This is a genomic window from Halobacillus sp. AWM4_238 (genome assembly GCF_056158265.1).
This window is the reverse complement of the sequence record NZ_JBSWSY010000002.1, coordinates 3,295,300-3,319,022: the sequence shown is the minus strand read 5'-3', so window position 1 is coordinate 3,319,022 and position 23,723 is coordinate 3,295,300. Positions and strand designations below refer to the sequence as shown.

Sequence of the window (23,723 nt, the reverse complement as noted above, 5' to 3'; positions counted from 1 at the left end):
GATTTCTATGACGATGATCAAACGTGTCGTGGGTGTATTCGAAAGTCTTGATGACCACTCACCAGAAACCTTGAAAAAAACATTGATTGAGCTTGGAATCACTTTAGATGAGTTAGCCCCGTACTTACAGGACCCCGAAGGAAAGCCCTATTACCGCCAAATGATATACGAAGATGACCACGTAGAAATGATCGTCATGAATTGGGCGGATATTGAGTGTGCGCCCCACGATCACGGACAGTCCACCGGTTGGATCCAGGTTATGAATGGAACGACAAAGCAAACCGTTTACCAGGCCCATGGCGAAGCCCTACCTTCTCCAATTTTCACAGAGTTCAAGGAGAATGGGAGTCTTTTTTTCGCCCCCGAAAAAGGAATCCACAAAATGGGCAAAGAAGGTTCAACACCTCTTGTGACCCTGCATTTGTATTCACCACCTATTCGCGGTATGCGGGTTTATGACCTTGAAACCTGTGCCGCCTGCGTCGTATCCAGCGACTGCGGAGCATGGTGGCCGGAAGAACAACGGCAGCGTTTGAAAGAAATCAAATTACAGAAATAAAAAAAGGAAGTGGTTGAACTCAACCACTTCCTTCTTTATTGAACCTTATATTGATTCTCTTCATCCACAAATCGGTTATATCGCTTTTGAAACCAGTAATAAATATGAGATACGAGGACTTTTAAGATCGCGTAGCCAGGGATGGCCAAAATAATCCCGACGATTCCAAATAAATGACCTGCTGTTAACAAAACAAAGATGATGGTAACGGGATGAACGTGCAAACTTTTCCCCATAATTTGTGGGGATATGAACTTCCCTTCCAACAACTGCACGATCGTCCAAACGAAGACTAGCTTCACAACCATAAAAGGTGAAGTCACAATAGATATAATCAATGCAGGTGTAATGGCTATAACAGGTCCTAAGTATGGAACCACACTTGTCACACTAGCGATAGCCGCGAGTAACAAAGCGTAATCCAGTCCGATAATGAGAAAGCCAATGTACATCATGATCCCGATGCAAAAGCTGACAATGATCTGTCCTTGAATGTAAGCCGACAGTTGATGATCAATGCCTTTGAATACACTGGAGATCTCTGGACGTATCTTCGGTGGGAACATCCTAATGATGAACGATGGAAGACGGTGCCCATCTTTTAACAAATAAAAGAGAATGAACGGCAAGGTCACTAGCGCAACGACTACATTCGTCACGGTGGATATGATATTCGTGATCCCTTCTACGGTCTCGGACGCATAAGAAGAAATATAATCAGGGATCTGATTCAACATGCCATCCACGTCTTCAAATAGATTCGTATAGTAGACAGAAAAAATCGAATTTCTTAACCACTCATCGATCGTATTCAACAAATCTTGTACGTAACGAGGCAGCTCTTCAGCCAGACTGATTAACTGCTTTTCAAGAAATGGAATAATGAGAACTACAAGCATGGTGATGATCCCGACCAATGCCATCAGGGTGAGCAAAATCCCCCAGATTCTTTTGATTTTCCAAGATTCAAGTAGATTGATGATCGGCCGCAATAAATAATAGACAACAATAGAAAGGATTAACGGCAAAGCTACCGTTTTAACAAAAATTAAAAATGGATCAAAGATGAATCCTACGTTTGAAAAAACGAGGATATTCAGTCCGATCAGCAGGATGACACCTAATATAAATAAAAGTTTCCGACCTCCGAAAAAGCGGATGACCGGCGTAGAATCCCAGCGGTTCATATACCATTCACCTCAACTACATCATTTATCACATTCTATCACACTCTTAAACAACAGAGCCCTAACTGGCTTTTTTCCCTACAAAAGGACCGTTCACACGTTTTTTCCTCGTAGACAGATATACCCCAGCAAAAATTACACCTAGTCCAAGAAGCAACTGACTTGTAACCGGTTCACCAAGCAGCAAGTTCCCCCAGAAGAGAGCCGTTACAGGGACAAGGTATGTGACCATACTCGCAAACTCAGCACTTCCTCGATCGATCATATAATAGAAAAGTAAATGAGCAATTCCAGAGCCAACACAGCCTAGACCGATGACGCTGATGGTAAAAGGAACATCCATATCTTGCCCGATAGAAGTGAAAAGTGTAGGTTGTGTCAAAAGAATACCAGTCAAACCAACCATTGCCCCAACGAGGAGAGCAATGCTAGTCAAAAGGATCACATCGAACCCTCGTAAGTATTTTCTCGTAAAGTGTGAGACAAATCCATAGCACGATGTTGCGAGAATCATTGTTCCAATACCGATGAAGTTATTGGATTGTATGTTCGTAAACTCAAAGCCGGTCAGTATCAAAATTCCGAGAAAACCGAGGAAGATTCCACCCCACTGCCATCTATTTAAGAATACCGAAAAGATAAGAAAACCAATCAAACCGGTCATGATCGGGGTGGTTGCATTGAGAACCGCTGCTGTATTACTTGTCACCACGGTCTGACTTAAGGCAATCAGTCCCCAGGGAAGACCCGCATTAAACACACCTACAACCATCAATACACCCCAAGGGATCGATGAAGGAAGCTGATGTTTCTTCCACTTATAAAAAACCAAAGGAAGAAGGATCGCGGCTCCTGCAAGACATCTGAAAAAGACTGTCCCCCATACCCCTGCTGTACCGATCAACGTTTCTATAAAAACAAAAGATAATCCCCATATCAAACTTAAGGAGAGTAGAGCACCGTATAGTCTCATCGTTTACTTCCCTTTCCGCTCTTGCCAATATTCCTATACTTTACCAAATCCAAAGGGAACTCACAATACAAAAACACCCCTTCAGGAAATATTCCTGAAGGGGTGTGAAATGACGTGGCGGCGTCCTACTCTCACGGGGGTAAACCCGACTACCATCGGCGCTGAAGAGCTTAACTGCTGTGTTCGGCATGGGAACAGGTGTGACCTCTTCGCCTTCACCACCACATCAATATAAAGTTTGAGGTAAACCCTCAAAACTGGATAAGGAAACATCTTTTTGAAAAAGAAACGCTTTTCACGACTGATTGAAATCAGATAGATAAGTCATCGATCCATTAGTATCCGTCAGCTCCACGTGTCACCACGCTTCCACCTCGGACCTATCAACCTCATCGTCTCTGAGGGATCTTATTACCTTATAGGTAAGGGAAATCTCATCTCAAGGGGGGCTTCATGCTTAGATGCTTTCAGCACTTATCCCGACCACACGTAGCTACCCAGCGATGCTCCTGGCGGAACAACTGGTACACCAGCGGTGTGTCCATCCCGGTCCTCTCGTACTAAGGACAGCTCCTTTCAAATTTCCAACGCCCACGACGGATAGGGACCGAACTGTCTCACGACGTTCTGAACCCAGCTCGCGTACCGCTTTAATGGGCGAACAGCCCAACCCTTGGGACCGACTACAGCCCCAGGATGCGATGAGCCGACATCGAGGTGCCAAACCTCCCCGTCGATGTGGACTCTTGGGGGAGATAAGCCTGTTATCCCCGGGGTAGCTTTTATCCGTTGAGCGACGGCCCTTCCATGCGGAACCGCCGGATCACTAAGCCCGACTTTCGTCCCTGCTCGACTTGTAGGTCTCGCAGTCAAGCTCCCTTGTGCCTTTACACTCTGCGAATGATTTCCAACCATTCTGAGGGAACCTTTGGGCGCCTCCGTTACCTTTTGGGAGGCGACCGCCCCAGTCAAACTGCCCACCTGACACTGTCTCCGGACCGGATCACGGTCCTGGGTTAGAATGTCCGTACAGCCAGGGTAGTATCCCACCAGCGCCTCCACCGAAGCTAGCGCTCCGGCTTCCAAGGCTCCTACCTATCCTGTACAAGCTGTACCAACATTCAATATCAGGCTACAGTAAAGCTCCACGGGGTCTTTCCGTCCTGTCGCGGGTAATGTGCATCTTCACACATAGTATAATTTCACCGGGTCTCTCGTTGAGACAGTGCCCAAGTCGTTGCACCTTTCGTGCGGGTCGGAACTTACCCGACAAGGAATTTCGCTACCTTAGGACCGTTATAGTTACGGCCGCCGTTTACTGGGGCTTCGGTTCAACGCTTCGCATAAGCTAACGCATCCCCTTAACCTTCCAGCACCGGGCAGGTGTCAGCCCCTATACTTCGCCTTACGGCTTCGCAGAGACCTGTGTTTTTGGTAAACAGTCGCTTGGGCCTTTTCACTGCGGCTCCTCGGCAGAGGAGCACCCCTTCTCCCGAAGTTACGGGGTCATTTTGCCGAGTTCCTTAACGAGAGTTCTCCCGCTCACCTTAGGATCCTCTCCTCGCCTACCTGTGTCGGTTTGCGGTACGGGCACCTCTTTCCTCACTAGAGGATTTTCTTGGCAGTGTGAACTCAGGAGCTTCGGTACTATATTTCCCTCCCCATCACAGCTTGACGTTGCCGGACGGATTTGCCTATCCGACCGTCTCACTGCTTGGACGCGCACATCCAGTGGCGCGCTCTCCTTATCCTCCTGCGTCCCCCCGTCGTTCAAACGGAAAGGAGGTGGTACAGGAATATCAACCTGTTGTCCATCGCCTACGCCTTTCGGCCTCGGCTTAGGTCCCGACTAACCCTGAGAGGACGAGCCTTCCTCAGGAAACCTTAGGCATTCGGTGAAAGAGATTCTCACTCTTTTTTCGCTACTCATACCGGCATTCTCACTTCTAAGCGCTCCACCAGTCCTTACGGTCTGACTTCACGGCCCTTAGAACGCTCTCCTACCACTGATCATAAGATCAATCCGCAGCTTCGGTGGTGTGTTTAGCCCCGGTACATTTTCGGCGCAGAGTCACTCGACCAGTGAGCTATTACGCACTCTTTGAATGATGGCTGCTTCTAAGCCAACATCCTGGTTGTCTAAGCAACTCCACATCCTTTTCCACTTAACACACACTTTGGGACCTTAGCTGGCGGTCTGGGCTGTTTCCCTCTCGACCATGAACCTTATCACCCACGGTCTGACTCCCAGAACAAAGTCTATGGCATTCGGAGTTTGACTGAATTCGGTAACCCGATAGGGGCCCCTCGTCCAATCAGTGCTCTACCTCCATGACTTTCTATTCTGAGGCTAGCCCTAAAGCTATTTCGGAGAGAACCAGCTATCTCCGTGTTCGATTGGCATTTCACCCCTACCCACACCTCATCCCCGTAATTTTCAACTTACGTGGGTTCGGGCCTCCAGTCAGTGTTACCTGACCTTCACCCTGGACATGGGTAGATCACACGGTTTCGGGTCTACGACCGCATACTCACTCGCCCTATTCAGACTCGCTTTCGCTGCGGCTCCGCTTCTACTGCTTAACCTCGCATACGGTCGTAACTCGCCGGTTCATTCTACAAAAGGCACGCCGTCACCCATTAACGGGCTCCGACTACTTGTAGGCACACGGTTTCAGGTTCTCTTTCACTCCCCTTCCGGGGTGCTTTTCACCTTTCCCTCACGGTACTGGTTCACTATCGGTCACTAGGGAGTATTTAGCCTTGGGAGATGGTCCTCCCGGATTCCGACGGAATTTCTCGTGTTCCGCCGTACTCAGGATCCACTCCGGAGGGAGAAAGATTTCGACTACAGGGCTGTTACCTGCTCTGGCTGACCTTTCCAGGTCAATTCGTCTATCTTCCTCCTTGGTAACTCCAATGGAGTGTCCTACAACCCCAGAAAGCAAGCTTTCTGGTTTGGGCTGATTCCGTTTCGCTCGCCGCTACTCAGGAAATCGCGTTTGCTTTCTCTTCCTCCGGGTACTTAGATGTTTCAGTTCCCCGGGTGTGCCTGCCTATACCTATGTATTCAGTATAGGATACTGTTCCATTACGAACAGTGGGTTTCCCCATTCGGAAATCTCCGGGTCAAAGCCTACTTACGGCTCGCCGGAGCATATCGGTGTTAGTCCCGTCCTTCATCGGCTCCTAGTACCAAGGCATCCACCGTGCGCCCTTATTCACTTAACTATCGTCGTGAAAAGACGTTTACAATTTCAATTAGATGTCTTGTCATCAAATGTCTCATCGTTAGATGAAGACAATGATTCCTTATCCAGTTTTCAAGGTTCACAAGTTGAAAGATCGTTTGATCTCTCAAAACTGAACAACCAACACAGTACGTTTCCGTTATATCCTTAGAAAGGAGGTGATCCAGCCGCACCTTCCGATACGGCTACCTTGTTACGACTTCACCCCAATCATTGGCCCCACCTTCGGCGGCTGGCTCCAAAAAGGTTACCTCACCGACTTCGGGTGTTGCCAACTCTCGTGGTGTGACGGGCGGTGTGTACAAGGCCCGGGAACGTATTCACCGCGGCATGCTGATCCGCGATTACTAGCGATTCCGGCTTCATGCAGGCGAGTTGCAGCCTGCAATCCGAACTGAGAATGGTTTTATGGGATTTGCTACACCTCGCGGCTTCGCTGCCCTTTGTACCATCCATTGTAGCACGTGTGTAGCCCAGGTCATAAGGGGCATGATGATTTGACGTCATCCCCGCCTTCCTCCGGTTTGTCACCGGCAGTCACCTTAGAGTGCCCAACTAAATGCTGGCAACTAAGATTAGGGGTTGCGCTCGTTGCGGGACTTAACCCAACATCTCACGACACGAGCTGACGACAACCATGCACCACCTGTCACTTGGTCCCCGAAGGGAAAGCCCTATCTCTAGGGTTGGCCAAGGATGTCAAGACCTGGTAAGGTTCTTCGCGTTGCTTCGAATTAAACCACATGCTCCACCGCTTGTGCGGGCCCCCGTCAATTCCTTTGAGTTTCAGCCTTGCGGCCGTACTCCCCAGGCGGAGTGCTTAATGCGTTAACTTCAGCACTAAGGGGTGGAAGCCCCCTAACACCTAGCACTCATCGTTTACGGCGTGGACTACCAGGGTATCTAATCCTGTTTGCTACCCACGCTTTCGCACCTCAGCGTCAGAAACAGACCAGAGAGTCGCCTTCGCCACTGGTGTTCCTCCACATATCTACGCATTTCACCGCTACACGTGGAATTCCACTCTCCTCTTCTGTCCTCAAGTTCCCCAGTTTCCAATGACCCTCCACGGTTGAGCCGTGGGCTTTCACATCAGACTTAAGGAACCGCCTGCGCGCGCTTTACGCCCAATAATTCCGGACAACGCTTGCCCCCTACGTATTACCGCGGCTGCTGGCACGTAGTTAGCCGGGGCTTCCTCGTTAGGTACCGTCAAGGTACCGTTCTATTCGCACGGTACTTGTTCTTCCCTAACAACAGAACTTTACGATCCGAAGACCTTCATCGTTCACGCGGCGTTGCTCCGTCAGACTTTCGTCCATTGCGGAAGATTCCCTACTGCTGCCTCCCGTAGGAGTCTGGGCCGTGTCTCAGTCCCAGTGTGGCCGATCACCCTCTCAGGTCGGCTACGCATCGTCGCCTTGGTGAGCCGTTACCTCACCAACTAGCTAATGCGCCGCGGGCCCATCTGTAAGTGATAGCAAGAAGCCATCTTTCAACTTTCCTTCATGCGAAAGAAAGTATTACCCGGCATTAGCCCCGGTTTCCCGGGGTTATTCCGATCTTACAGGCAGGTTGCCCACGTGTTACTCACCCGTCCGCCGCTCGTTCCACGAGCTTCACCCCGAAGGGATCCACTCGCTTCCCGCGCTCGACTTGCATGTATTAGGCACGCCGCCAGCGTTCGTCCTGAGCCAGGATCAAACTCTCCATAAAAGTTAAGTTTGACTTGCTCATTTGCACACCGAATGTGCTTGTTTCAAATTTCTTCTATAAAGAAGAAATGTTTTGACGTACTGGTTGGTTCGTTCAGTTTTCAAAGATCAAATGTTTTGTTTGCCGCTTCAAAACAGCGACTTAATTAATATATCATGCGTGGTTGTTTTCGTCAACAACTTTTTTATGATTTATTTTGTTAAGCTCTTTGCGGCTTGCCGCTCTGTTAACGCGACAAGTAATAATATATCATGGCATTCTGAATGACGCAATAGGTTTTTCAATACTTTTTTAGTTTTCTAGAGTACTAGAATATCATTGATGTGTTTCTTCCTTATTATATAGTGAGAAAATAAAAAGCGAGCAGATTTTTGCTCGCTTTCAGTACCGCCCTTTTCTTTTTCTCATGAATTTCTTTATGATCGGATAAACCACCGGTCCATACTTGAACACACGTTTTAAAATTCGTCCCATGTTGCACTCTCCTTATTAGTTGTTGGTCTACCTATTCCCTTTTCTCGTCCTACACAAACAGAATTAACCACCAACGATTTTATGATACAACGTCTTTGCTTCCGTTATATCTTTTGTGCCATGGATCAAAACGCGGCCGTCCCGAAAAAAGACCATGCGGTGCTGAGAGTTATTAAAAGATAACAGGAAAGGGTTCTCCTGAATCTTACCATCTGGAAGCCTGTTCCTTAACTCTGTAAAGTCTCTCCGTCCTTTGTTGCCCGGACGTATCTGCACCGTATCCCTCCCGCATAAAACAGCCACTTTTGTCATCTCGTCTCCATGAAGAAAAGGAAATGACGGTTCTTCCCCGCAAGATGGACAGTCTTTCCTTTGAATACGTCCAGTTTTAATAGAAGTATAGTCGTTCGTCCAAAGATCGAAAGTGACAAGGCCTTTTCGTATTGAATGAATATCTCCTACAAGGATCTTCAAAGCTTCCGTCACTTGATGGGCTGCAACCATTTGTACAACCGGACTGATCACCCCCACCGTATCACAAGTGGCTCCACCCAAGGGAATGCTTCTCATCAAACATGATAAACAAGGGGTGCTTCCAGGAATAATCGTATAACTCATGCCATGACTCCCTACACACCCTCCATAAATCCATGGAATTTGTTTTTTTTGTGTGAAATCGTTGATGAGCATACGTGTCTCGAAGTTATCTGTTCCATCTATGATCATATCAATGCCTTGTGAGTACTGTTCCAGCTCTTCTGCTTGTACATCATCTACAACTGCATAAATTTGAACGTTACTATTCACTTTTTCCAAACGATCTTTTGCAGCCATCGCTTTAGGCATGCGGTTTTCAGCATCTTTTTCCGTGAATAATTGCTGCCTCTGTAAGTTGCTGAATTCCACATAATCCCGGTCAATGATGGTTATTCTACCGACCCCTGCCCTTACAAGCTGTTCAGCACTGCTTGTACCGAGTGCACCAATCCCAATCAGAAGCACGTGCGATTCTTTTAAACGGCGCTGCCCTTTTTCTCCTATTGGTTTGAAAAGCTGTTGTCTTGAGTATCTGTCTTCTAGCAAAGGGGCAACCTCCTTTATTCCTTATCGCATGACGCTTCCTCCAGATATCTTCAAAGATTCCCCGACAATGTTAGTAGAAGCCTCTGATAAAAGATAGACAATAGACCTGGCCACTTCGTCGGGTTCACTCAATTTCCCTGAAGGAATGCCTTGTTCAGCCACTTTTCTTTGTTCTTCATAACTTCTGCCTTCCCGTTCCCCTTTTGAACGAATGGCTTCCTGCCCCATAGCTGTATCTACGTATCCGGGACATACGGCATTAACGCGAACGCCGTACTCGATCGCTTCATGTGCGAAAGACTGGGTGAAACCTGTAATTGCAAACTTCGAAGCGCTGTAGGCTGTTCCGGAATGCGTCCCTCTCAATCCAGAAAGGGAGGACAAATTCACGATACTTCCGCGTCCGTTCGCTTTCATATCTTTATAAACTTCCTGAGTGAAAAGGACGGTAGAAAAATAGTTAAGCTCCATCACTTTACGCAAGTCTTCTTCTTTTAAACCTTCAAGCGGTCCACCACCGATGATGCCAGCAGAATTAACAAGCCCAGTTACTGGTCCAACAGCCTCCCTGGCTTCTCTTACAACTTTTATCCTGTCTGCTTCATTGTTCAAATCACCGGGGCTTATGAAGACTTTCGCCTCTCCATTTATCGTAGCACATTCTTCTTTTAACGAGGCCAGTTTCTCCTCCCTCCTTCCTGTGATGGTCACATGACCCCCAGCTCGGACAACTTCCTTGGCTGTGTCATATCCGATCCCACCTGTCGCACCAGTAATAAGGATGTGTTCTCCACTAAATGCTTCGCTTGAAAAAATGTTCATGTTTTCGCCTCCTTAGCGGATACGATAACCGAACCCTTCTATATGTAAACCTTCCCTAAATAAAAAATCAGCGCTTCATGACTGATCTTGTCAATGAAACGCTGATCCACGGGACAACTTGCTTTAAAAAGTCGACCATGTTAATTCTTTTTTTGTTCCTTCTCATAGCTGCCTCCACGACTTCTAATGCTATTTCCGTTTGTTAGTCTGCTTACGGAAAGAGAATAGAACCTTTCCACTCCGTGTACGCTTTACGCCTTTAGCCTTTGATTGGACTTGGGCTTCCGGACTGTTTTTGTAATCCTGATCGAACAGCTCACGGGCTTTTGAGTATAGCAGAGTCATCGTGGTGTCCTCCCTTCTTTGTTAGTATATAAAACGATTCCCCTTGATAATATTAGTAAAACTTCGTATACGCAAGAAAAAAATACAATTTATACGTTTTTTTCTATTTATAGAGTCTATTTAAGGAATCATCATCTCTAATCAATATCCACACGGGTTGATTTTAAAACGTATTTATGTTGAAAAATGTCGTTTTTTATAATTTTATGAGTGATTCCAATGTTCTTTTCCAAGATAAGTTTTATCGTGCTTTTGAGCGGAAAAACAAAAAGAGACGACCCGCACCGGGATCGTCTCCATCTATATTATTCGTATACTTTTACTTGTACATTTTTACGTCCGAAGTCTAGAGCATCGGAACGATCTGCCATGAATACATCAATGCGGTTACCTTGAATAGCACCACCGATATCGCCGGCGATCGCTTTACCATAGCCTTCTACATAAACTTCAGAACCGAGCGGGATCACGTTCGGGTCTACGGCAATAACTTTTTGATCTGGATTTGCTCTCAAATCAATACCAGTATAAGTTGTTCCGGAGCAACCTTCACAGAAAGCTGTATAAGCTGTCGCTTCCATATTTAATGTTTTGACTACACCATCTTCAGCTGGTTGGCTGGATGTTTGCTCAGCTTCTGCTTCTTCGTTGCTTGAGCTCTTTTCAGATGTTGACTGCTCAACAACTTCTGCTCCATCAAGGGTTAATCTCTCTCCAGGAAAGATTAGGCTGGAGTTAAGATTGTTCCAAGCTTTCAACTCTTGCACACTTACTTTGTTTGCTTGTCCAATGCTGTATAGCGTGTCACCGGATTGAACCGTGTGAACATTGCTGGAAGTTTTAGCTTCTGCGTTCTCTCCCTCATTAATAGAAAGTACTTGATTAGGGAAGATCAAATTAGAGTTCAAACCGTTCTCATCTTTTATATCATTCACAGACACTCCATTGTTCTGAGCAATGCTCCAAAGAGTATCTCCTTTTTCTACTTTAATCTCATCTGCACTTACTGCTGTTGCTGTTACTGCCGAAACCGATGCGACCGCCGCCAAAGAAACAATTGTTTTTTTCATCATGTTTAATTTCCTCCTTGGAAAACAGCTTTCGCTCAGCCCTCGGCTAAGCGCTGTCTCAAAATCACAATTTCTACTTTAACACGCTCAGCTCATATGCCAATAACAGGAACACAACAATAACTTTTCAATCATTACATCATCATTACTCCATTGTAATAATTCGGTCGTAGTGGATAAATGTACCTACAAAATGTAGTGAAAAGGTGATTATATTTAAGGAACACCAAATATTGTGCGTCAATTAATGGGAATATTTGCAAGACCTGGTACGGTAGATAAAGGAAGAAAGCATGAGTAAACCCATCAAAAAACCGTTCCTCACAGGTTTTGTGCCTGTGAGGAACGGTTTTTTATTGGGATTAAATGTATGACGTGGTCACATCATTCATTCATTCTACATAGGGGTTCTATTGTTTTTCTTGTTGGTCGCAGTAGGTGTGCATGGCTTTTCTTAGAAATTCGGCATAGCCTTCTCTCCATTTGTCAATGTTTTTCGTGAAGCGAGGATCGTTGACGTACATATCTGCCAACCCTCTGAAAATCTCAAGGTTGCACTCGTAAAAATGATCCGTGATATGCTGGCGTTTTTTATCAATCAGCTGCTGCACGTCTAAATCAGAAGGGGCACGATCCATTAATTTCACAAGCTCCCGATCTATTTCTTCTCCTTCTGTTTGAATCTTGCTCCAATCCGCTTCTGTATATGTTGATGTTTTCTTTTTGGATTGTTTATAGGCGTCCGTACTTCCCCAACGCTCCTCCACTTCTTTTTCATACTTCTTCTGGTGAGCTTCTATTTCACTGTTATCAAACGGACGGAAACGGTCTTCATTCTTCATCCTTCCTTCTCCTTCCATCGTTTGGAGTGTGTGATCTACCGACTCAATGATCCGTTCCAAACGTTTTTTCTTTTCCTTCAAAATTTTTCTGTGATGCTTCAAGGCTTCTGCTTCATTAAAATCCGGACCATCCAGAATATCCTTAATCTTTTGCAACGAAAAATCCATTTCTTTAAAGAATAGAATTTGCTGAAGGCGGGCCACCTCCTCTTCACTATACAAACGATAGCCTTTTTCGTTCGTATAACTTGGTGACAACAAATCGATATGATCATAGTGGTGAAGTGTGCGCACACTGACACCCGTCATTTCCGCCATTTCTTTCACTTTGTACATAGGTGATCACCTCATCTTTAACAATAAGCTATGACGTAACGTTAGAGTCAACTCGCTGTTCGAAATATTTACGGAGGATGGATGTAGGACTTTTTACGGAGGGAAGAAACATAAACTTAGGGCGATTTTCGTCGTTTCCTGTAGTTTTTCGCTTTGAAAAGGGATTTAGTCGAACGTCGGAGAATAAAAGGAGGAATAACAATTTTAATAAGGTTGTGTTCCTATGAATATGTACTGTCAGAGCGCTTTTCATCAATTAGAAATCGTTATTGCATCCATTTCCGAAATGGTCGGTCAGTTATCAGAAGAAGATTTAACACTAAGACCGACGGAGGGAAAGTACTCCATCGGGGAATTGCTCGAACATATTGCAGCGATTCCTGCGGCGGATGGGCACATCACAGAAGGGGCTTCAAAAGAAGAGATGGAGCACTTCTATGAAACGGTATCCATGAAAACAAAAGAAGAAATTTTAGAACGCTTATTTGAGAACTTCGCCCAATTAAAAGCACAATTTGAAAACTACACCGAAGAGCATCTTTACACAATGACGACGTCTTGGTGGGGAGTGACCAATACCCGCTTTGAATGGCTCATCCAAACGGTCGCCCACATGTACCACCACCGTGGTCAATTGCACGCCATGTTAGTACACACCTATAAGAAAGATCCTGAGATCCTATTGTTTGAGTAGCTCTTGAAAACTACCGTGCCGATCCATCCCTATCTCGGATGATCCGGCCCACCTTTTTCCTACAAAAGAAACCCTCTCGTGCTGAATTTTCTGCACGAGAGGGTTTCTTTATCCTAAGTAATCCATCGTTTGTACATTTTCTTCAACTTCTCCGTCTTCCACTCTTACATAGTAGCCCTTCGCCTCTTTGCGTGAGCTTACACTTTTCACAGGTTCCGTATTCACGAAATGAACGGCCGCTCCGTCATCGAGCGCGTACCCTGGACGAATTGTTCCATCTTTTATAAAAGAAGTGTACTTGGGCTTCCGTTGTTCCTCCCCATCATAATGAGGACAGCAACTTCCAGGGAGAAAACCAAGGCATTCCAATGGTTCTAGCTGGTCGCCGTAGGAATCCGTCACCCCTTCATCAAACCAGCAAATGGCCCCGGCACTAATGCCGGCCAGAACGATTCCTTGTTCCCATGCTTCTTTCATGATCTCATCCAGACCCCATTCCCGCCAAAGGACGAGCAGGTTTTTGGTCGATCCTCCACCTACGTAAATGATGTCCTGATGGAGCAGGAAATTCCTTATATCCCTTGTAGGTGGCTTAAACAAGGACAAATGGGTCGCTTCTGCTTTTTCTTTGAATGCCTCATAAAAGCGTTCAATATAACTATCGGAATCTCCACTGGCCGTAGGGACAAAGCAGATTTTAGGTCTTTCTTTTTCCACTTGTTTCAACACGTAATCATCCAAAAGCGGGTTTTCGGGCTCCATGGAGAAGCCTCCCCCACCCATGGCTATGATTTGTTTCATTGTTTTTCCCCCTTCTTATTTTTCTTACTTCCCAGGGAAGTCTGGATGTCTTCTTTGTAAGCATAGGAGAATAGCAAGGATACCAGAATGGCTCCACCGATTAGATTTCCGATACTTGCAGGTACAAGATTGAAAAAGATATATTCATACCACGTGTATTTATCAGAAGCTAATATTCCCATGCTGAAATACCCCATATTCGCAGCACTGTGCTGGAAGTTACCTGCTACAAAAAGAACGACTGGCAGGGTAGTTCCAAGGATTTTACCTGTTAAATCCCTGGCGGAAGTGGTCAAGAAGGCTGCCATTCCGATGAGCCAGTTTGCGAGCACACCGGAAACAAGGACTTGAAACCACCCTTTTATTCCATGGTCCATAAATTTCATTTTGTGACCTAAGTACATTTCAAGTTCAGGGTAAAAGGTATTGGCGAATGATCCCGACCATTGAATGAGTACAGCTACAAGGAATGCTCCAATGATGTTCCCAATATAGGAAGACATCCAAAATTTATAAATGTTCCTTTTCATTAAGCCTGATTTGTTAAACAAATAGGATGGTAAAAGAACATTGATTTCTGTAAAGAGGACGGCCCCTGATATGAACACCATCGAGTATCCCGCAGCGAATCCAAGACCTGATAAAAGGTGATAGATTCCCTTTGTCTCAACTCCGACCGCGAGAAGAACTGAAAATACAGCTCCGAAAGTCATGAAAGCACCTGCCTTCAGAGCCAGTAAAAATTGAGCACGGAAGGGTTTGTTTAAGTGATCTCTTCCCTTTTCACCAAATTCATCTACAATCTGCGATGGGAGGTAAAATTGACGCCCAGGCCGATCTATTTTCTGGTTGGAATCATTGCTTTCATTTACATGCGTATTCTGTTCATTTTCCTCATTTGCCACGGTCATCCCTCCAATGATTTTCACATTCCCGATTCTTAAATAATGTAATCTTACCTGTATAACATGAGGCGTTTGAGAAATGGTAAGAAAAACAAGGAAAAGAGGTATGAAGATGCCCAGGGATGAATACTGCCTCGCTTGCGATGGAGAAGGTCTGCTGATGGATGACGAAGAATGGCGCTATACTTGCAAGGTTTGTGGCGGGAGTGGTTTCCGCCCGCAGGAAGGAAGGGTTTATGACCGTCAGAGTGCAGATGTGGATGCAATGAACAGGTACTTGGATTAACCCCACGTTCTTTGAATGATAAAAAAGCGCTCAGGCTCAGCCAAGCGCTTTTTCATTATAAGTCCCGCCTCATTTCATCTAAAAACAAATCTGCAAAATACGGATCCCATTGCGTCCCTTTTCCTTCTTCAATAATAGCTAATGCTTTTGTAACCGGCATTCCCTGTCGGTAAGGACGGTCAGATGTCATCGCATCAAACGCGTCTGCCACTGCCATCAGTCGTCCGAATAAAGGAATATCGTCTCCTGCCAGTCCATCAGGATATCCTTTTCCGTCGAACCGCTCATGGTGATGACGCACTCCTGTCAAAACAGGGGAAAGGGATTCAGGCAATTGAACTTGCAGAAGAATGTTAGATCCAATCACTGGGTGTTCCTTGATCTTCGCGAATTCTTCCTCGCTCAAACGTCCTTCCTTTAACAATACATCATCACGAATTCCAATCTTGCCAATGTCATGAAGCAAAGCGGATTTTTTTAATAGGTCCAATTGTTTCTCATCAAAACCCGCCTTGCGCGCAATGAGATCCGAGTATTCAGCTACCCGTTTAGAATGTCCAGCGGTATAAGGGTCCCGTGCATCCAGGGTCGCAGCAAAAACGGTAAAAAAACTTTCAAGCAGGCGCTCATTCTCTTCGTCTCTGTCTTTAATACCTGTGACCATATGATTGAACCCTGTGACCAATTCTGCAAATTCATCGACGTACAAGTTTTCCATCGACTTCATTTCTCCCTGACGCACATCAAGGAAACGTTCGCTCAAATGCTCCATCGGTTTCTGAATGCTCCTATAAAGCAAAAGAGCAGCGAGCGCTCCGATCCCCATAACAACAAGAGCAATGATCGACGCCCAGTTCCAATATCCATTGATCCCTTCTCCTTCAGACAAGCGGACTTGAGAGGCCAACAAGAATAGAACAACCGGGAAAACCGCTGTAAACATCGAACTCAAGAATAACTTCGTCTTAATACTAATGGAAGTTTCTCTCTTGTAATCCATAAAGCCGCCTTTCTCATAAATCGAGGGCAGCAGCAATTGAACGGCCCGGTCTGTCAAAAAGAATTCAATCAACGCATGCATAACGGCGATTAAGACAGCGCCCATCCATGCAAAGCCTATGTAATAAAGCGGAAGGTCTACAAGTCCGCGTTCAATCGACACCCATGCGAGGAGAGATGCAGGAATGGAAAGTCCGAATAAATGCGGTCCAAGAATTCGCCTTACCGTTAGCTGTGGGAATTTATGGGCTCTCAGCAAGGCATCTTTGACTGCCCTTCGAGAGTTGGAGTGCCCACGAAACAGTTGTTGAATAGGACGGACATGGCGCTTGTACATGATAATCTCACCCGTCAACATGACCCCAATGGACCCCAACATAATTAAAAGTAAGTATATGATTTCCTGAGAATTAAGCTGAAGGGTGTGAAAAATAAACAAACTTCCCACACCACCAACAGCGACAGCTGAACCCCATATGTAATTCATCAACATACGTCTTTGAAAAAAAGTGAATGGCTCCATCCGGTAAACTCCTTCAAATCATTCATTTCTTCTTTCTTTTTGTTATTCAACAAATTTCGTCGAATTCCTACAAAAGCGTGTCCCTTTTAATGAAAACTTCGTTCCAGCACCCGTGTGTACCCTACTAAACATTCATTTAATGAACGCATTGAATGTACGAATGGAGGCAAAAAAAAGCGTGGCAGAAAAGCCACGCCTCTTTCGACCTAATAACTGATTGCTTCATCGGTTGCCGTTTTTTTCGGTTTACGAACAAGCGCAACAATTCCGGCAATCAAGTATGCCACACCGCCGAACAGTCCCATGAATACCGTAGCAAACGTAAAGATAATGGCGGAAATGATTAAAATAATTCCCGCTGCTTTAGGTTTCTTATTCCCTTTAAGAAATACAGCTGAGAGAATACCTAAGCCCATAGCAATCAAGGACGCGATTAAGACAAACATCGCGAAGGACCCCATCATCTCAAACATCTGTGTCATATCTGCGGCACTCATCTCCCCTTCCATTTGAACTTCCGGGGAGTTCATGAAGTTTTCAATCTCTTGTTGTATTTGCGGGTTGTCTGCAGAGTTTAACAATAGACCACTCAACAGTACAGGAAGTCCAAATAGGACGATCCCAATGATCGTAATTACGATTTCTACCGTACGTTTCAATTCTTTCTCCTCCTTTATTATGCTCCTGCTACGTCACGCTTCGTAAAGAATCCCCATGATAATGCCATGAATACTATATAATATACCGCTAAAACTGTGACGGAAAACCCAAGAGAAGTTCCAGACACGAGCGGGGTCCCTGACATATATTGACTCAAGTCTGTGTTCGCAAACAGGATATATTTCGCCCACTCTTTTTCCATGAAGAACAGGACAATCGAGCTTCCAGCCATCATCAGGAAAATCGCTAAGCCGATGGCAAGGGAAGTATTTCTAAATACAGAGGCAATCATAAAGGCGAACGTAGCCATCATAATCAATTCTACAAAACTCCATAAGTATTGTGAAACAGTAAATGAAAAAATGCCGGCATCTTTGATCTCACCCGCTTGAGTATATACATACGTCTGTGAAAAGCTGCCCATGCCAAACAATAGAGATCCCACCAAAAAGGACAAAATGTATAAGAGGAAAAGCATCATCAACGCATATATAACCACCGATACGTATTTAGCTAATAAAATCTTCGTTCTTGAAATCGGACGAATTAATAGGAGCTTGATTGTCCCCCAGCGGAATTCATTGGCCGTGATCCCAGCGGCTACGATGATGGTAAATAGACTCACCAACGCCACCAACCCCCGGTTGTCACGAATGAAATCCCATGCATTATAGGCTGTCGGCTTCAGATCATTTCTAATCCGGTATTGATTCATCTCCACATTCGTATAGCCCGGATACTTAATCTCAGGAGGTTGCTCCCCCGCTGACATTAATTGTTCGTTCTGCTGTTGAAGTTCCTGTTTCCATTGATCACCAGTTGGTGATTCCCCACCGGTAATGGCATCATCAATTTTAAACAGCGTCCCTATCCCAACAATTAAAACAACTAACAAAATAGCCATGATCCAGGTCGCTTTTTGATTATAGAGCTTCATTTGTTCATTTTTAATCAGTTGAATAAAATTACTCAATGGCTCCCTCTCCAATCAAGTCTAAGAATTTGTCTTCCAATGTCGATCGGTTGACGTTCACACTATAGATTTGGATTCCTTTTTGCACGAGGTCTGCGACGACAGATGGAATCTGCTCCTTCTCCACTGTAAAGGTCAGGAGATTCTCGTTTTGATTCACATCCTTGCCGGTCATTTCTTTGAGAGCGACCATTGTTTGGTCGAGAGGTGTCGCTTCGATGGATACTTCTTTTTCATCTGTTTGCTGAAGCGCATCTTGAACCGTTTGAATCGAAATCAATTCTCCATTTTTGATGATGCCAATCCGGTCACACATCATCTCCATTTCTGAAAGAATATGACTGGATACAATAACCGCTACCCCTTCTTCTTCAGCCAATCTCCGGATATACGCACGAATCTCCCTGATCCCGGATGGATCCAACCCATTTGTTGGTTCATCCAGGATGAGGACGGATGGGTTATGTAAGAGTGCTTGAGCGATACCGAGGCGCTGACGCATTCCAAGTGAATATTTGCCTACCTTTTCTTTCATCCGTTTTTCAAGTCCAACAAGCTTGACGACTTCTTTAATCCGCTCTTCTGTAACCCCAGGCATCATCCTCGCATAGTGAACAAGGTTTTTCCAACCGCTCATGAAAGGATACATTTCAGGGTTCTCTACGATCCCACCCACATGACGAATCGCACCTTTGAAATTGTTCTGCACACTCTCTCCCTGGATAATCACATCCCCATCCGTCATCTTCATCAACCCGACCATCATTCGTATGGTCGTAGTCTTCCCGGCTCCATTAGGACCAAGAAAGCCAAACACTTCCCCGCCATAGATATTAAAATTCAGACCCTTAATAATCGTTTTATTTCCAATTGTCTTTGTGACATTCTTCAACTGCATCACAGGCTCCGCCATTCTTCCCCCTCCTTTTATTCAACACACCTATTGTACGACACAAAATGAATCAGGTTTCATGTTTTAGAAATTTCATACAATGTTCAGGTATATGGCAGGCTTCTGTAAGACTCAGTTTCGAGGCTTTTCGGGGTTCGTTGCTGAATTGAGAGTAAGGGGTGGTTGGGAAGCAACTCGTCTAGCTCCATCGCCCAGACACTCGCGTCATAAGCAGAACAGCAAAGGAATGGAGGGCACATTCCTTTGCTGTTCTGCTTATGCCAGTCGTGTCTACCAGGGCGATTCCGCATTTGAACACTTTCCTGTGGAGGAGTGGCGAGCTTCCTCGGGCGGTCTGCCGCACTAAGGGATCTCGCCGATCTCCTTTCTCCCACGGGAGTCTCGCAGCTTCCCAACCACCCCATTTGAGAGAGATTAACGAACCCACTTACACGAATGGAGCGTCTTCCATTAACACTGCTTTTCAGTTAAAAAGTCTTTTCATAGCAGGCCTTATAGTACAAATGACTGCTTGTATTTAGTTGGATTAACGAACTTTCATTATGCTGGAAAGCTGCTAATTCTGGAAGTGGTTTCGAGATACTTATATGGCAAAGGGGCGGAGGGGAATGGCGAGACTCCTGCGGGAAAAAAGTGCAGGGTGAGACCCCACAGGACGCAGTCCGAGGAGGCTCACCGCGCTCCCGCGGAAAGCGAGTCATTCCCCGCAGCCCCCATCCACTCAACAAAAGTCTCGAAACTGAGTCTTCCACAATCGGGAGCTTTATTGGAACATGGGATGAGGGTTGGACCTGATGCGTGGATGAGCTGGGGAATCTTTGATAAAATAGGAGCATGGAATGAGGGCAGATCCCTCGGAACCGGATGGAAAGATCACCAAACCGTATAGGGGGTTATACTCAATGAAAATCGTATCCATTGAACCGACACCTAGTCCAAATTCAATGAAGATCAACTTGAACGAGACTTTGCCGGACGGCGAGACTCATAATTATAAAAAAGATGACGATCTCCAAGGTGCTCCAGACTTTGTCCAGCATCTCTTCGAAGTTGAAGGTGTCAAAGGCCTCTATCATGTCACTGATTTCATCGCTTTAGAAAGGAATGCACGTGTTTCATGGGAAGCGATTCTTCCTGAAGTAAGGAAAGTATTCGGATCGGAAACAGATGAAGAAACCCCTTCACAAAAACAGGAAGAACCAGATGAGCATTTCGGAGAAGTTCGTGTGTTCGTCCAAATGTTCCGCGGTCTTCCGATGCAGGTAAAGCTTGAAGAAGGCGAAGAAGAAACGCGTGTAGGTCTTCCTGAACGTTTCATGGAAGCAGCTATGAAAGCAGCACCAGCTTCTCCGAATATGATCATGGAGCGTAAATGGGTGGAACAGAACCCGCGCTATGGTGATGTAACTGAAGTTGGTGAACAGGTAAAAGAGGAACTTTCTGCAAGTTATGACGAAGAACGACTGGAAACGCTTGTTAAACAAGCGTTTGATCAAGAGTCGGTTGATGTTGAACCGAAGAAAGAAAAGACGAAAATCAGCCTGGAAACGCTGGATCATGACGATTGGAAAGTTCGTTATGCGGCTTTAGACCGATTGGATCCGACAGCAGAAGATTATCGCCTGCTTGATAAAGCCCTGGATGATGAAAAGGCTTCGATCCGACGTCTGGCAACAGCTTACCTTGGAATGATCGAAGAAATGGAAACACTGCCTTATCTCTACAAGGCTCTCCATGACAAATCGGTCACTGTCCGACGCACAGCTGGTGATTGCATATCGGACCTCGGTTTCGTAGAAGCGATGCCGAAAATGATGGATTCACTTTCTGATTCCAACAAACTCGTCCGTTGGCGTGCAGCGATGTACCTGTATGAGCTTGGCGATGAAACGGCTCTTCCTGCCCTGAAGGAAGCAGCTGATGACCCTGAGTTTGAAGTCCGTCTACAGATCAATATGGCGATTGAAAGAATTGAAGGCGGCAAGGAAGCGAAAGGATCTGTATGGCATCAAATGACTCAGGCGACAAAGAAAAAACAACAATAGGAGGTTACAAATATGAACCCGTATGAAGCTTATATGAAAGAAATTTCCCAGCCGATGCGTGATGAATTGACGAACGCCGGCTTTACTGAACTGACAACCCCTGAAGAAGTGGACACGTTCATCAACGAAACGAAAGGAACGTCTCTTGTGGTAATCAACTCTGTTTGTGGTTGTGCAGCAGGGTTGGCGCGCCCATCCGCACGCGAATCCCTCAACAATGAAAAGCGTCCGGATAACATTGTAACAGTCTTCGCTGGCCAGGATCGTGAAGCCACCTCTCGCATGCGTGACTATTTGGAAGGATACGAGCCTTCTTCCCCATCTATGGCTCTTCTGAAAGATGGACAGGTTCTCCACTTTATCCCTCGTGAAGAAATCGAGGATTATGAAGTAGAAGAAATTGTAGCCAATCTCACGAACGCTTATAACCAATACTGTTAACAAAAAGCGCCTTCCGTCACAACGGAAGGCGCTTTTTCATGCGGTTTTTGGCTGGTCACCGCTTTTTTCCGGCTTAATCAAAATGAGAACAATCAATAAAAGAAGCCCACCTAAGGCACCACTGGCGATATAGCTAATATTTAAATACTCCTTCATCAGTAGCGACATAAGTGGCGGACCTGCAGCTACGCCTATGAATCTTGATGAGCTGTAAAACGAGGTAATGGTGCCACGCTCTTCTTTTTCAATTCCTTCTGTAATAAGAGCATCCAGGGTTGGAAGCATCCCGCCAATCGCTGTCCCTAATATACTTGTCACGACTAAAAGCAGGAACAACTTCTCGTTTACGTATCCGACAAAAATGACGCTTGCCGATACCATCATGAGAGCAATGACAAGCACCCATTTCATGACCGTTGTGTCGCCTTTGATTTTCTTTCCGGTCACAAAGGCCGACACACATAATGTGAATAGTGGAATCGCGAGAACAAAGCCCTTTTTCACCCCTTCGATGTTGTGGGTCTTTTCAAGAATATCCGACATGAAGAACAACACAGCAAACAAAATGAGCATGGCGTAAGCCCCTATTAGAAATACAGGATACAGCCATTTCCCTTCCTGTTTAAAGATTTCCTTCGTTTTCTTTAGGAACTGCTTGAACGGTTGAGGCTTTTCCTTTTTCTCTTTAGGAACCTTGATAAAAAAGAAAACGAGAACGATGGATATTAAACTGAAAAAGGAAATAGAAAAGAACGGTAAAAACCATAAAAACACAGCAAAGAGAGACCCAAGTATGGGACTGAGTACTTTTCCAAATGTATTTGATGTTTCAATGATACCTAGGCAAGAGCTCGCTTTTTCATCATTGTCTTTATATAAATCTCCGACAAGAGGCAGGATGATCGGAGTCGCCCCAGCTGCACCGATTCCTTGTAGAATTCGACCGATCGTAATCCATAGAAAGGGCTCATCTAATTTCCAAGACGAAAAACCGGCGATAATCCCTCCAATGAAAGCCAGGACTAAACTCGGAAGGATGATTAATTTCCTTCCGAAACGGTCGGATAAGTAACCGGCAACAGGAATAAGGATAATGGCCGCTACTGAATAACTGGTAATGATTGTGCTGGATTGAAAAGATGTGATGCCCACTTTTTTCTCGAAAATCGGCAATACTGGAATAAGCATTGAATTTCCGAGCGTCATTACAAGGGGGATCGAAGCCATACTGACTAGGCACCAACGGCTTACTTTGTTTTCCAATGCAATTCCTCCCACGTTTTCATAAACGTAGGATGCCCTATTCTAATGGATTAACGATGAGAAAAATCTGGATATCTTTACGTCGCTTTTATGTTCACTTTTATAGGCTCACTGGATAAACCAAAAGCTTGTCCCGCCTGTTCCCATTCATATTTTTCGTAGAACCCTTAACCGTGGCTAAACAAATAGGATCGATCGCTTATGATGAGAGTAAAAATGAATACGGTCTATTTATCCTTTATAAAATGACGACGCTAGTATTGACGTAGAACAACAACTGATTTCATTACCATATAATTACACTCTCTTCACTTTCCCTTAACAAAGGACGGGTATCTTTTATACGTAACTCACTTTGGAAAGGGGATATTTACATGTTGAAGAAATGGATGTTGGCATTAGGTTTAGTATCTGTTTTAACCCTTGCTGCTTGTGGTGGAGAAGAAGACGGAGAGATGGACGAAGAACAAACGGAAGAGCAGGAACAAAGTGACACCGAGAGCGAAGACAGCGAAGAATAATACAATTAAAGATCAAAAGGCGGATCCCTTTAAGGATT

Annotated in this window: 20 protein-coding genes and 3 rRNA genes; 6 read left to right on the top strand and 17 right to left on the bottom strand. The window is 45.3% G+C overall.

Features of this window, described 5'->3' with window-relative positions:
* Window positions 1-7 precede the first annotated feature (7 nt).
* Window positions 8-562 carry a cysteine dioxygenase gene (locus ACXACN_RS16545; protein WP_474965884.1) on the top strand — a complete coding sequence of 185 codons (555 nt, stop codon included), beginning with the start codon at window positions 8-10 and terminating at the stop codon, window positions 560-562.
* A 35-nt stretch (window positions 563-597) separates the two neighbouring features.
* Here ACXACN_RS16545 and ACXACN_RS16540 read toward each other — a convergent pair whose 3' ends face one another.
* The 10 genes from ACXACN_RS16540 to ACXACN_RS16495 form a co-directional block, all read right to left on the bottom strand.
* The gene (locus tag ACXACN_RS16540) at window positions 598-1,749 is read right to left on the bottom strand and encodes an AI-2E family transporter (RefSeq protein WP_474965883.1); all 1,152 of its coding nucleotides are present in this window, start codon (window positions 1,747-1,749) and stop codon (window positions 598-600) included.
* Between the two features lie 61 nt (window positions 1,750-1,810).
* Window positions 1,811-2,722 carry a DMT family transporter gene (locus ACXACN_RS16535; protein WP_474965882.1) on the bottom strand — a complete coding sequence of 304 codons (912 nt, stop codon included), beginning with the start codon at window positions 2,720-2,722 and terminating at the stop codon, window positions 1,811-1,813.
* 112 nt (window positions 2,723-2,834) lie between these two features.
* A 5S ribosomal RNA gene (gene rrf / locus ACXACN_RS16530) occupies window positions 2,835-2,948 on the bottom strand.
* An 89-nt stretch (window positions 2,949-3,037) separates the two neighbouring features.
* Window positions 3,038-5,953, bottom strand: a 23S ribosomal RNA gene (locus ACXACN_RS16525).
* Window positions 5,954-6,124: 171 nt separating this feature from the next.
* Window positions 6,125-7,689: ribosomal RNA gene (locus ACXACN_RS16520) — 16S ribosomal RNA — on the bottom strand.
* The 16S, 23S and 5S rRNA genes sit together here, the layout of an rRNA operon.
* 537 nt (window positions 7,690-8,226) lie before the next feature.
* The gene (locus ACXACN_RS16515; RefSeq protein ID WP_474965880.1) at window positions 8,227-9,246 is read right to left on the bottom strand and encodes a thiazole biosynthesis adenylyltransferase ThiF; all 1,020 of its coding nucleotides are present in this window, start codon (window positions 9,244-9,246) and stop codon (window positions 8,227-8,229) included.
* A 21-nt stretch (window positions 9,247-9,267) separates the two neighbouring features.
* Window positions 9,268-10,068, bottom strand: coding sequence for an SDR family NAD(P)-dependent oxidoreductase (locus tag ACXACN_RS16510; RefSeq protein ID WP_474965878.1), 801 nt, complete (start codon window positions 10,066-10,068; stop codon window positions 9,268-9,270).
* 189 nt (window positions 10,069-10,257) lie between these two features.
* Window positions 10,258-10,413 carry a hypothetical protein gene (locus tag ACXACN_RS16505; RefSeq protein ID WP_202410145.1) on the bottom strand — a complete coding sequence of 52 codons (156 nt, stop codon included), beginning with the start codon at window positions 10,411-10,413 and terminating at the stop codon, window positions 10,258-10,260.
* Between the two features lie 305 nt (window positions 10,414-10,718).
* Window positions 10,719-11,486 (bottom strand): 3D domain-containing protein, encoded by a 768-nt coding sequence (locus ACXACN_RS16500; protein WP_474965877.1) that lies wholly within the window; start codon window positions 11,484-11,486, stop codon window positions 10,719-10,721.
* Between the two features lie 407 nt (window positions 11,487-11,893).
* The gene (locus tag ACXACN_RS16495) at window positions 11,894-12,661 is read right to left on the bottom strand and encodes a MerR family transcriptional regulator (RefSeq protein ID WP_474965875.1); all 768 of its coding nucleotides are present in this window, start codon (window positions 12,659-12,661) and stop codon (window positions 11,894-11,896) included.
* A 223-nt stretch (window positions 12,662-12,884) separates the two neighbouring features.
* Between ACXACN_RS16495 and ACXACN_RS16490 the strand changes: the two genes are divergently transcribed.
* Window positions 12,885-13,355: a DinB family protein gene (locus ACXACN_RS16490; protein ID WP_474965874.1), complete on the top strand. Its 471-nt coding sequence runs from the start codon at window positions 12,885-12,887 to the stop codon at window positions 13,353-13,355.
* Between the two features lie 108 nt (window positions 13,356-13,463).
* Here the strand turns inward: ACXACN_RS16490 and ACXACN_RS16485 are convergent, their stop codons facing one another.
* Both ACXACN_RS16485 and ACXACN_RS16480 read right to left on the bottom strand, forming a co-directional pair.
* Window positions 13,464-14,156 carry a Type 1 glutamine amidotransferase-like domain-containing protein gene (locus tag ACXACN_RS16485; protein WP_474965872.1) on the bottom strand — a complete coding sequence of 231 codons (693 nt, stop codon included), beginning with the start codon at window positions 14,154-14,156 and terminating at the stop codon, window positions 13,464-13,466.
* Window positions 14,153-15,061 (bottom strand): formate/nitrite transporter family protein, encoded by a 909-nt coding sequence (locus ACXACN_RS16480; RefSeq protein ID WP_474965871.1) that lies wholly within the window; start codon window positions 15,059-15,061, stop codon window positions 14,153-14,155. Before ACXACN_RS16480 ends, ACXACN_RS16485 begins: the two co-directional genes overlap by 4 nt.
* Window positions 15,062-15,173: 112 nt before the next feature.
* On the opposite strand from ACXACN_RS16480, the gene ACXACN_RS16475 reads away from it, so the two are divergent.
* Window positions 15,174-15,347 (top strand): hypothetical protein, encoded by a 174-nt coding sequence (locus ACXACN_RS16475; protein WP_474965869.1) that lies wholly within the window; start codon window positions 15,174-15,176, stop codon window positions 15,345-15,347.
* Window positions 15,348-15,402: 55 nt separating this feature from the next.
* On the opposite strand, the gene ACXACN_RS16470 is transcribed toward ACXACN_RS16475, so the two are convergent.
* The 4 genes from ACXACN_RS16470 to ACXACN_RS16455 all read right to left on the bottom strand — a co-directional run bounded on the left by ACXACN_RS16470 (window position 15,403) and on the right by ACXACN_RS16455 (window position 19,415).
* Complete coding sequence (locus tag ACXACN_RS16470; protein ID WP_474965868.1) at window positions 15,403-16,869, bottom strand: HD-GYP domain-containing protein; 1,467 nt, start codon at window positions 16,867-16,869, stop codon at window positions 15,403-15,405.
* A gap of 206 nt (window positions 16,870-17,075) precedes the next feature.
* Window positions 17,076-17,528, bottom strand: a complete 453-nt coding sequence (locus ACXACN_RS16465) for a DUF4064 domain-containing protein (protein WP_474965866.1) — start codon at window positions 17,526-17,528, stop codon at window positions 17,076-17,078.
* Between the two features lie 17 nt (window positions 17,529-17,545).
* Window positions 17,546-18,502, bottom strand: coding sequence for an ABC transporter permease (locus ACXACN_RS16460; protein WP_474965865.1), 957 nt, complete (start codon window positions 18,500-18,502; stop codon window positions 17,546-17,548).
* Window positions 18,495-19,415, bottom strand: a complete 921-nt coding sequence (locus ACXACN_RS16455) for an ABC transporter ATP-binding protein (RefSeq protein WP_474965863.1) — start codon at window positions 19,413-19,415, stop codon at window positions 18,495-18,497. The genes ACXACN_RS16460 and ACXACN_RS16455 overlap by 8 nt, the downstream gene beginning before the upstream one ends.
* Window positions 19,416-20,317: 902 nt before the next feature.
* On the opposite strand from ACXACN_RS16455, the gene ACXACN_RS16450 reads away from it, so the two are divergent.
* Window positions 20,318-21,460, top strand: coding sequence for a conserved virulence factor C family protein (locus ACXACN_RS16450; protein WP_474965862.1), 1,143 nt, complete (start codon window positions 20,318-20,320; stop codon window positions 21,458-21,460).
* Between the two features lie 12 nt (window positions 21,461-21,472).
* Window positions 21,473-21,901, top strand: a complete 429-nt coding sequence (locus tag ACXACN_RS16445; protein ID WP_474965861.1) for a BrxA/BrxB family bacilliredoxin — start codon at window positions 21,473-21,475, stop codon at window positions 21,899-21,901.
* A gap of 36 nt (window positions 21,902-21,937) precedes the next feature.
* On the opposite strand, the gene ACXACN_RS16440 is transcribed toward ACXACN_RS16445, so the two are convergent.
* The gene (locus ACXACN_RS16440) at window positions 21,938-23,128 is read right to left on the bottom strand and encodes an MFS transporter (RefSeq protein WP_474966896.1); all 1,191 of its coding nucleotides are present in this window, start codon (window positions 23,126-23,128) and stop codon (window positions 21,938-21,940) included.
* A 410-nt stretch (window positions 23,129-23,538) separates the two neighbouring features.
* Between ACXACN_RS16440 and ACXACN_RS16435 the strand changes: the two genes are divergently transcribed.
* Window positions 23,539-23,685: a hypothetical protein gene (locus ACXACN_RS16435; RefSeq protein ID WP_474965860.1), complete on the top strand. Its 147-nt coding sequence runs from the start codon at window positions 23,539-23,541 to the stop codon at window positions 23,683-23,685.
* Window positions 23,686-23,723 lie beyond the last annotated feature (38 nt).

Coding starts and splice junctions, on each gene's coding strand:
- ACXACN_RS16545 (WP_474965884.1), top strand. CDS start 8: ATGACGATGATCAAACGTGTCGTGGGTGTATTCGAAAGTCTTGATGAC.
- ACXACN_RS16540 (WP_474965883.1), bottom strand. CDS start 1,749: ATGAACCGCTGGGATTCTACGCCGGTCATCCGCTTTTTCGGAGGTCGG.
- ACXACN_RS16535 (WP_474965882.1), bottom strand. CDS start 2,722: ATGAGACTATACGGTGCTCTACTCTCCTTAAGTTTGATATGGGGATTA.
- ACXACN_RS16510 (WP_474965878.1), bottom strand. CDS start 10,068: ATGAACATTTTTTCAAGCGAAGCATTTAGTGGAGAACACATCCTTATT.
- ACXACN_RS16505 (WP_202410145.1), bottom strand. CDS start 10,413: ATGACTCTGCTATACTCAAAAGCCCGTGAGCTGTTCGATCAGGATTAC.
- ACXACN_RS16500 (WP_474965877.1), bottom strand. CDS start 11,486: ATGATGAAAAAAACAATTGTTTCTTTGGCGGCGGTCGCATCGGTTTCG.
- ACXACN_RS16495 (WP_474965875.1), bottom strand. CDS start 12,661: ATGTACAAAGTGAAAGAAATGGCGGAAATGACGGGTGTCAGTGTGCGC.
- ACXACN_RS16490 (WP_474965874.1), top strand. CDS start 12,885: ATGAATATGTACTGTCAGAGCGCTTTTCATCAATTAGAAATCGTTATT.
- ACXACN_RS16485 (WP_474965872.1), bottom strand. CDS start 14,156: ATGAAACAAATCATAGCCATGGGTGGGGGAGGCTTCTCCATGGAGCCC.
- ACXACN_RS16475 (WP_474965869.1), top strand. CDS start 15,174: ATGCCCAGGGATGAATACTGCCTCGCTTGCGATGGAGAAGGTCTGCTG.
- ACXACN_RS16470 (WP_474965868.1), bottom strand. CDS start 16,869: ATGGAGCCATTCACTTTTTTTCAAAGACGTATGTTGATGAATTACATA.
- ACXACN_RS16455 (WP_474965863.1), bottom strand. CDS start 19,415: ATGGCGGAGCCTGTGATGCAGTTGAAGAATGTCACAAAGACAATTGGA.
- ACXACN_RS16450 (WP_474965862.1), top strand. CDS start 20,318: ATGAAAATCGTATCCATTGAACCGACACCTAGTCCAAATTCAATGAAG.
- ACXACN_RS16445 (WP_474965861.1), top strand. CDS start 21,473: ATGAACCCGTATGAAGCTTATATGAAAGAAATTTCCCAGCCGATGCGT.
- ACXACN_RS16440 (WP_474966896.1), bottom strand. CDS start 23,128: ATGGCTTCGATCCCCCTTGTAATGACGCTCGGAAATTCAATGCTTATT.
- ACXACN_RS16435 (WP_474965860.1), top strand. CDS start 23,539: ATGTTGAAGAAATGGATGTTGGCATTAGGTTTAGTATCTGTTTTAACC.